The sequence below is a fragment of the Mesorhizobium sp. M7A.F.Ca.CA.001.10.2.1 genome (assembly GCF_003998575.1).
GTDB lineage: Bacteria > Pseudomonadota > Alphaproteobacteria > Rhizobiales > Rhizobiaceae > Mesorhizobium.
Genome location: NZ_RZQY01000313.1, coordinates 1 through 6,737, shown reverse-complemented (window position 1 = coordinate 6,737; position 6,737 = coordinate 1). Strand labels below are relative to the sequence as shown.

At 62.1% G+C, this 6,737-nt stretch carries 6 protein-coding genes and 4 pseudogenes; 8 read left to right on the top strand and 2 right to left on the bottom strand.

Annotation, left to right across the window (positions count from 1 at the left end; translation table 11 throughout):
- A pseudogene (locus EN964_RS19950) lies at positions 1-223 on the bottom strand (phosphatidate cytidylyltransferase); the annotation flags it as partial.
- A gap of 275 nt (positions 224-498) precedes the next feature.
- Between EN964_RS19950 and EN964_RS38165 the strand changes: the two are divergent.
- The 8 genes and pseudogenes from EN964_RS38165 to EN964_RS19910 form a co-directional block, all read left to right on the top strand.
- A pseudogene (locus EN964_RS38165) lies at positions 499-683 on the top strand (2-aminobenzoate-CoA ligase); the annotation flags it as partial.
- Position 684: 1 nt separating this feature from the next.
- Positions 685-830, top strand: a pseudogene (locus EN964_RS19940) (tryptophan 2,3-dioxygenase family protein); the annotation flags it as partial.
- A 42-nt stretch (positions 831-872) separates the two neighbouring features.
- A complete protein-coding gene (locus tag EN964_RS19935; protein WP_127270513.1) occupies positions 873-2,009 on the top strand; it encodes an ABC transporter substrate-binding protein in 1,137 nt (378 codons plus the stop codon).
- A 137-nt stretch (positions 2,010-2,146) separates the two neighbouring features.
- Positions 2,147-3,067, top strand: a complete 921-nt coding sequence (locus tag EN964_RS19930; RefSeq protein WP_127270515.1) for a branched-chain amino acid ABC transporter permease — start codon at positions 2,147-2,149, stop codon at positions 3,065-3,067.
- Positions 3,068-3,075: 8 nt separating this feature from the next.
- Positions 3,076-4,047 carry a branched-chain amino acid ABC transporter permease gene (locus EN964_RS19925; RefSeq protein ID WP_127271623.1) on the top strand — a complete coding sequence of 324 codons (972 nt, stop codon included), beginning with the start codon at positions 3,076-3,078 and terminating at the stop codon, positions 4,045-4,047.
- Positions 4,040-4,789 (top strand): ABC transporter ATP-binding protein, encoded by a 750-nt coding sequence (locus EN964_RS19920; protein ID WP_127271621.1) that lies wholly within the window; start codon positions 4,040-4,042, stop codon positions 4,787-4,789. Before EN964_RS19925 ends, EN964_RS19920 begins: the two co-directional genes overlap by 8 nt.
- Positions 4,786-5,472, top strand: a complete 687-nt coding sequence (locus EN964_RS19915) for an ABC transporter ATP-binding protein (RefSeq protein WP_127271619.1) — start codon at positions 4,786-4,788, stop codon at positions 5,470-5,472. Before EN964_RS19920 ends, EN964_RS19915 begins: the two co-directional genes overlap by 4 nt.
- A gap of 32 nt (positions 5,473-5,504) precedes the next feature.
- Positions 5,505-5,639, top strand: a pseudogene (locus EN964_RS19910) (iron chelate uptake ABC transporter family permease subunit); the annotation flags it as partial.
- Between the two features lie 37 nt (positions 5,640-5,676).
- Here the strand turns inward: EN964_RS19910 and EN964_RS19905 are convergent.
- Positions 5,677-6,612: a phosphatidate cytidylyltransferase gene (locus EN964_RS19905; protein WP_127267053.1), complete on the bottom strand. Its 936-nt coding sequence runs from the start codon at positions 6,610-6,612 to the stop codon at positions 5,677-5,679.
- Between the last annotated feature and the right edge of the window lie 125 nt (positions 6,613-6,737).

Below are 6,737 nucleotides of genomic sequence, written 5' to 3'. Positions count from 1 at the left end.
TCATGCCGCCATGGCCTTCGATCAGATGGCCCCAGTCCTTGACGCCCTGGTCGCGCTTGATGGCCGAGGCGACCAACCCGCCAAGAAATCCCATCGAGCAGGCGACGAAGGCCACGGCCGCCGCCTGCAGCGGCGAGAAGGGCGTGCCGATCAGGCCTTCCCAGGTTTTCGACGGCGAGACGTTCGGCGAAAAACGGTGTTTTCCAAAGAGCTTGCCGAAGATGCCGAACATGCCGCATTTGTGCACCAACGCTCGGGCATGGCTAAAAACTTTAGGCTTGAAATAAATTTGGTCTGGTGCAATTCTCAATCGTCAGTCGAGAGCGTGGGAGGTCTCGCTGTGCCAAATGCCGGTCGCATATTCGATCGCGCCGGGTGCTGCCGCATATGCCGGATGACCAGCCCGGCGTCGGCGCAAAGCCTCCCCGCAAGTTGCGTATTCAAACACACGCACGGCGACAAGACCGTGGCAACGAGCATCTAGGGGACAGCCGCAGAATGCTTGGACCGTCAGCGCATATCGACACGTTCACGCGCGACAACCTTCCGCCCGAGGAACAGTGGCCGAACTTCCTGCTCGATGGCTTCGACTACCCCGAATACCTTAATGCCGGTGTCGAACTGACCGACGTCTGGTCGAAAAGGGTCTGGGTGACCACACCGCGCCGATCGGCAATGGCCGGGCGCTGGCGCTTCAATCATGTCACCACAGTCGAACGCATCATCGGCATGAAACGCAGCACCGGCGGCACGTCGGGCGCTTCGTATCTGAAGAGATGCTGGAGGTTGAACTGTTCACTGAACTCTGGAAAGTTCGCACCCGGCTCTAAAGCTATTTTATCTATATTGAAAACACTGGGAAGGAGAGAAAAATGAAGAATATCCTGGCATCCAGCATGTTCGCTTTGTCGCTGGCCACATCTGGCCTTGCCTATGCCGAACCCGTCAAGATCGGCGTCATCACCACGCTTTCGGGCGGCGGTGCGGGTCTCGGCGTCGACATGCGCGATGCCTTTACGCTGGCGATGAAACAGTCCGGCAACAAAGATGTCGAACTGGTCATCGAAGACGATGCCCAGAAGCCCGAGATCGCGGTGCAGCTCGCCGAAAAGATGATCCAGAGCGACAAGGTCGACCTGCTCACCGGTATCATCTGGTCGAACCTGGCGATGGCGGTGGTGCCCAACGCGGTGGCGCAGGACGTCATCTATTTGTCGCCCAATGCCGGCCCGTCGGCCCTTGCCGGCGCCAAGTGCAACAAGAACTATTTCAACGTCGCCTACCAGAACGACAATTTCCATGAGGCGATGGGTCAGTACGCCAACAAGGACTACAAGAAGACCTTCATCCTCGCGCCCAACTACCCGGCTGGCAAGGATTCGCTGACCGGCTTCAAGCGCTACTACAAGGGCGAGCTGGCAGGCGAGGCCTACACCCAGATCGGCCAGGCCGACTACGCCGCCGAGATCGCCCAGATCCGCGATTCCGGTGCCGACTCGGTGTTCTTCTTCCTGCCTGGCGGCATGGGCATTTCCTTCATGAAGCAGTACGCCCAGTCGGGCGTGAACATCCCGGTCATGGGTCCTGGCTTCTCCTTCGACCAGGACATTTTGCCCGCGGTTGGCGACGCAGCCCTTGGCGTCAAGAACTCGGCGAGCTGGTCCAGGGACCTCGACAACGAAGCCAACAAGCAGTTCGTCGAGGCCTTCAAGGCCGAATACAATCGCCTGCCCTCAATCTACGCCGCCCAGAGCTGGGATACGGCGAACCTGATCCTGTCTGCGCTGTCCAAGGCCAGTGTTAAGGACAAGGACGCGTTCCGCGCGGCCCTCAAGGCAGCCGATTTCAAGTCGGTGCGCGGCGAGTTCACCTTCAACACCAACAATCATCCGGTCCAGAACATCTACGTCCGTGAGGTGGTAAAGGAAGGCGATGTCTTGACCAACAAGATCATCGCCACCGCCTTCGAACACCACAAGGACGCCTATGCCGACCAGTGCAAGATGTAGCCCAAGGCTGCATCCGCTTTGCTAAAGTGCCGGCCTCGTCATCGACGGGGCCGGGGCCGCGGCGAGGCCGCATCGCCGTATCTTGCAGCGGCTTGCTTCGGCATTCCCCGCCTTGAACCACAGTCCGGATCGTTCATTTGTCCATCGCCCTTCTGATCGAACAACTTCTCAACGGGCTGCAGCTCGGAGTGATGCTGTTCCTCATGGCCGCCGGCCTGACGCTGATCTTCGGAGTCATGGGCCTGATCAACCTCGCCCATGGCTCGCTCTACATGGTCGGCGCCTTTGCCTGTGCCACGGTCGCCGCCGCCACTGGTTCGTTCTGGATCGGTCTGGTGGCGAGCCTGATCGCTGCGGCAGCCGCCGGTGCGGTCATGGAGATCGTTGTCATCCGCAGGCTTTATGAGCGCGACCATCTTGACCAGGTGCTGGCGACGTTTGCGCTGATCCTGATCTTTTCGGAAGGCACGCGCTGGCTGTCTGGCTCGTTTCCGCTTTATCTCGACATCCCACCGCTGCTGCAAGGCGCGGTGCCCCTGCCCGGCGGTGGCCAGTACCAGCTCTACCGCCTCGCCATTATCGGCGTCGGCATCGCCGTTGCTGTGGGGCTCTATCTGCTGATCTCGCGCACCCGTCTCGGCATGCGCATCCGCGCCGGCGAATCCGACCGCGAGATGATCGCAGCCCTCGGCGTCGACATCCGCACGCTCTACACTGTTGTCTTCGCGCTAGGTGCTGCCCTTGCCGGCCTTGCCGGCGCGCTGGTCGGTGCGCTGCAATCGGTGCAGGTCGGCATGGGCGAGCCAGCACTCATCCTCGCCTTCGTGGTCATCGTCATCGGCGGCATCGGCTCGATCAAGGGTGCGCTGTTCGGTGCCATCCTCGTCGGCCTCGTCGACACGATGGGCCGCTTCCTCCTGCCCAAGGCGCTGGCGTTGATGATGCCGACGGCACAGGCCGGGCTGATCGGTGCCTCACTCGCCTCCATGCTGATCTACATAGTCATGGCCCTGATCCTCGCTTTCAGGCCAAGCGGCCTGTTTGCGGCGCAGTCGTAAGGGCCACCATGAGCCGCGAAACCATCATCAATATACTGCTGGCACTTCTGCTGCTAGCGATCCCGTTCAGTGCGTCTGCAATGGGCGAGCAATTCTACGTCACGCTTGCCACGCGCATTACGATCCTTGCGCTCGCTGCTGTCGGGCTCAACATCGCGCTTGGTCTTGGCGGGCTGGTATCCTTTGGCCACGCCGCCTTCTTCGGCCTTGGCGGCTATGCCGCCGGCATCCTGGCGACCCATGCCTTCAACGCCGAACCGCTGTTGTTTGGCCTGCAAGGCACGACCTCGATGCTGGTCATCTGGTCGGTGGCTATCCTGGTTTGCGGCCTTGTCGCCTTGCCGATCGGCGCGATCAGCCTGCGCACGACGGGCGTCTATTTCATCATGATCACGCTCGCTTTCGCGCAGATGATCTACTACTTCGCCATCTCCTGGCCGGCCTATGGCGGCGAGGACGGGCTGTCGATCTATGTCCGCAATGGCTTTCCCGGTATGAACACGGCGCAGTCCCTGACCTATTTCCTGATCTGCTATGTCGTGCTGATGGCAGCACTTGGTCTGTTCTGGCTGCTGCGCGGATCGCGCTTCGGTGCCGCATTGCAGGCGGCACGGCAGAACGCGACCAGGCTGTCCGCCGTCGGCATCGCACCCTTCAACATCAGGCTCGTTGCCTTCGCCATCTCTGCCATGGTCACAGGCCTCGCCGGCGCGCTGTTTGCCGATCTCAACCGCTTCGTCAGCCCCTCGATGCTGTCCTGGCACATGTCGGGCGAGCTGATCGTGCTCATCATCCTTGGCGGCAAGGGTCGGCTGTTCGGCCCGGTTGCGGGCGCGATGCTTTACGTGCTGTTCGAATTCGCGCTTGGCGGCTTCACCGAACGCTGGCAGTTCTTCCTTGGCCTGATCCTGCTCGGCGTCGTTTTGTTCGCGCGCGGCGGGCTGCTTGGCCTTTTGGCTGGAGAGGCGCGTCATGGCTGAGCTGGTCCTCGAAATACGCGATCTCAAAAAGACTTTCGGCGCGCTGAAGGCCACCGACGGCGTCAGCCTCGATCTCAAGCCGGGCGAAATCCACGCGCTGATCGGCCCCAATGGAGCCGGTAAAAGCACGCTGATCCACCAGATCTCGGGCTCGCTCCGGCCAGACAGCGGCAGTATCCGCTTTCTCGGCCAGGATATGGCCGGGCTCGACATGGCGGCCCGCGGGCGGCTTGGGCTCGGCCGCAGCTTCCAGATCTCATCACTCGCGCAGGAGTTTTCCGCGCTGCGCAATGTGATGCTGGCGGTGCAGGCACGCCAGGGAACGAGCTTCCGCTTCTTACGCCCCGTGATGAGCGACAAGAGCCTGACAGAACCGGCGATGGCGATGCTGGAGCGCGTCGGCCTTGCCGGGCGCGCCTACGTGCCAGCCGCTGAGCTGTCGCATGGCGAACGCCGTCAACTCGAAATCGCCATTGCGTTGGCCCTTGGATCGAAGGCCTTTTTGTTCGACGAGCCGATGGCCGGCATGGGGCCAGACGGATCGAAAGCGTTGACGAAATTCCTCGACGGCCTGCGCCACGAAGCGCCGATCCTGCTCGTCGAACACGACATGGATGCCGTCTTCGCGCTTGCCGACCGTATCTCGGTCCTCGTCTATGGCCGCGTCATCGCCACCGGCACGGTGGACGAGATCCGCAACGATCCCGAAGTGCGCCGGGCCTATCTCGGAGAAACTGCGTGAGCCTGCTGGAACTCAACGGCGTCGAAACCTTCTACGGCGCATCGCAGGCGCTGTTCGGCGTCTCGCTCGACGTCAGGGCGGGTGAGGTCGTGGCGCTCATGGGCCGCAACGGCATGGGCAAGACGACGACGATCAATTCCATTCTCGGCCTCGCGAAACCGCGCTCAGGCTCGATCAGCTTTGGCGGCCGCCAAGTCGCCGGCATGCGCCCGCACCGCATCGCGCGCCTTGGCCTGGGTCTGGTGCCGGAGGGAAGGCGCTGCTTTCCCAATCTGACCGTACTGGAGAACCTGCTGGCCGCAGCACGCGGCAGCGCGTGGACATTGGAAAAAGTTGTCGAGCTGTTTCCGCGTCTCGGCGAACGCCGCGACCAATATGCCGGTACACTGTCGGGCGGCGAGCAGCAGATGGTAGCCATCGGCCGCGCGTTGATGACCAATCCGAGCCTGCTCATTCTGGACGAGGCGACCGAGGGTCTGGCACCTGTGATCCGCCAGGACATCTGGGCAGCAATCCGCAAGCTCAAGTCGAGCGGACAGTCGATCCTTATCGTCGACAAGACGCTTGCCGAGCTTCTACCTGTGGCCGACCGCTGCTTCGTTCTGGAAAAGGGCATGACCGTCTTCGAAGGCACGCCCGAGGCGCTGACGCCAGAAATTCAGGACCGCTATCTCGGCGTATGAAAAAGGGTGTCAAACGGCTTCCAAACTGACCCGGCGCGGTGCTGTTGCTGGCCAGCGATCTTCTGGCCCGAACGCTGCTGCTGCCGCAGGAGCTGCCGATCGGCATCATCACCAGCTCCGTCGGCGCGTTCTTCGTCGTCACCATGCTGATCCAAAACCGGCTCTGAGCGCGCCAATGAACCGCTCTTGCAACAGGCCGCCGGCTCAGACCGTCCAGAAATAGCGCACGATGTGGAAGAACACCGGGGCGGCGAAGACCAGGCTGTCGGTGCGGTCCATCATGCCGCCATGGCCTTCGATCAGATGGCCCCAGTCCTTGACGCCCTGATCGCGCTTGATGGCCGAGGCGACCAGCCCGCCGAGAAATCCCATCGAGCAGGCGACGAAGGCCACGGCTGCTGCCTGCAGCGGCGAGAAGGGTGTCACGAAGGATAGCAGCGCGCCGAGCAGGCTCGCCGACACCAGTCCGCCGATCAGCCCTTCCCAGGTTTTCGACGGCGAGACGTTCGGCGAAAAACGGTGTTTTCCAAACAGCTTGCCGAAGATGTACTGCAGCACGTCGCTGCCTTGCACGACGATGATCAGGAACGCGATCAGCAGCAGGGTGCGGCCTTCGAAGCCCGGCACCTCGAGTGTCAGCAGGGCAGGGACATGGCTGACGCAATAGACCGAGATCATCACCGCCCATTGCTGCGCGGCGATGCGCTCGAGGAAGCGTTCAGTGTCGCCATGCAGCGCCGTGATGGCCGGCATCAGCAGGAAGCAATAGACCGGAATGAAGATGACGAAGAGCCCGTACCAGGCGGTCCACACCAGCCAATATTGAAACGGTATGATGATGCCGAACATGCCGAGCAGCACCCAATGGTCGCTGCGGCGGGTGTGCGTCAGCGTCACGAATTCGCGCAGCGCGGCGAAGGAGATCAGAGCGAACAGGATGGTCATCCCGTAACGCCCGAAGAAGAAGGCGACCGTCATCAGCGCCACCATCACCCACCAGGCGTTGATCCGCTGGCTGAGATTGACCAGCGTTGAGCTAAGCGGCTTCGGCGCTCGCGCCGAAAGGATGGTCGCGACGATGCTGGCGGTGGTCAAAACCGCCAGCAGGCCGATGATCAGAATGGAGATTTCGTGGCGCATCAATCGTCTCGCTCGGGACGCGGGTTGAGCGCCAGAAGCGCGGCGTGGGCGCGTTCGAGGAAGGCGCGGCGTTCTTCGCCCGGACCGATCGCCACCGGCGCGCCGAAGACGACGCGGCACAGCAG